This is a genomic window from Pseudomonas sp. Sample_24 (assembly GCF_004307605.1).
Taxonomy (GTDB): Bacteria; Pseudomonadota; Gammaproteobacteria; order Pseudomonadales; family Pseudomonadaceae; genus Aquipseudomonas.
This window is the reverse complement of the sequence record NZ_RCNW01000059.1, coordinates 1-941: the sequence shown is the minus strand read 5'-3', so window position 1 is coordinate 941 and position 941 is coordinate 1. Positions and strand designations below refer to the sequence as shown.

Sequence of the window (941 nt, the reverse complement as noted above, 5' to 3'; positions counted from 1 at the left end):
ACCTCTTCACAGTCTTTACGCTTGTGCGAGACATAAACCTGAGAGGCAGGATCGCTGCCGACCAGGATCACCGCGAGGCCCGGCGTGCGCAGGCCTTGCTGGCGACGCTCGGTGACACGTTGGGCGATCTGCTGGCGCAGGCTGGCGGCGATCGATTTGCCGTCGATTAGTTGTGCAGTCATTGCGCGTGATTAACCATCGAGAGGGGAAAAAAAGAGAACGCATTCTCGCATGTCATGCGGTGAGGGCAAAGGCGCTTGGTCTGCAAATTCCTCTAACCCCTTTAATTAAATGAATTTTTTTTAAAAAGGATTTGACGACCTTTAGGGCGCTCTATACTATTCGTCGCACTTGTCGGGCACAGCCTAGCACTGGTTGAGAAGGCCGAGCGGAATCAAGGTTCTGCAAGGCTGAAAAGCACTTAGTTTGTAGTCCTTCAAGGGTACAGCTAACAAGGCGCCCGTAGCTCAGCTGGATAGAGCATCCGCCTTCTAAGCGGATGGTCGCAGGTTCGAGTCCTGCCGGGTGCGCCATTAGGCAGCTTTGGCACAAGTAGCGCAATATGGTGGGCGTAGCTCAGTTGGTAGAGCACGGGATTGTGACTCCCGTTGTCGTGGGTTCGATCCCCATCGTCCACCCCATATTTCGAAAGGCGCCAGATTTAACGGTCTGGCGCCTTTGCTTTAAAAGCTTCATCCGCGGATGTGGTGGAATTGGTAGACACACTGGATTTAGGTTCCAGCGCCGCGAGGCGTAAGAGTTCGAGTCTCTTCATCCGCACCAAATAAAGCTTCGATCATGTCGATTGGCAGGATTGAAGTTCAGCAAAGAAGTTGTTTGGCTTCTTTGTTACGCAATATGGTGGGCGTAGCTCAGTTGGTAGAGCACGGGATTGTGACTCCCGTTGTCGTGGGTTCGATCCCCATCGTCCACCCCATATT

1 protein-coding gene and 4 tRNA genes are annotated in these 941 nt (G+C 53.0%); 4 read left to right on the top strand and 1 reads right to left on the bottom strand.

The window, feature by feature from the left end:
- A partial coding sequence (locus D8V06_RS02695) for a tetrahydrofolate dehydrogenase/cyclohydrolase catalytic domain-containing protein (RefSeq protein ID WP_277751283.1) occupies positions 1 to 182 on the bottom strand: 182 nt, incomplete at its 3' end.
- 274 nt (positions 183 to 456) lie between these two features.
- On the opposite strand from D8V06_RS02695, the gene D8V06_RS02690 reads away from it, so the two are divergent.
- From D8V06_RS02690 to D8V06_RS02675, 4 genes are all read left to right on the top strand, one after another.
- A tRNA-Arg gene (locus D8V06_RS02690) sits at positions 457 to 533 on the top strand.
- 32 nt (positions 534 to 565) lie between these two features.
- A tRNA-His gene (locus D8V06_RS02685) sits at positions 566 to 641 on the top strand.
- A 57-nt stretch (positions 642 to 698) separates the two neighbouring features.
- Positions 699 to 783 (top strand) — tRNA-Leu (locus D8V06_RS02680).
- A 78-nt stretch (positions 784 to 861) separates the two neighbouring features.
- Positions 862 to 937, top strand: a tRNA-His gene (locus D8V06_RS02675).
- Positions 938 to 941: the final 4 nt, after the last annotated feature.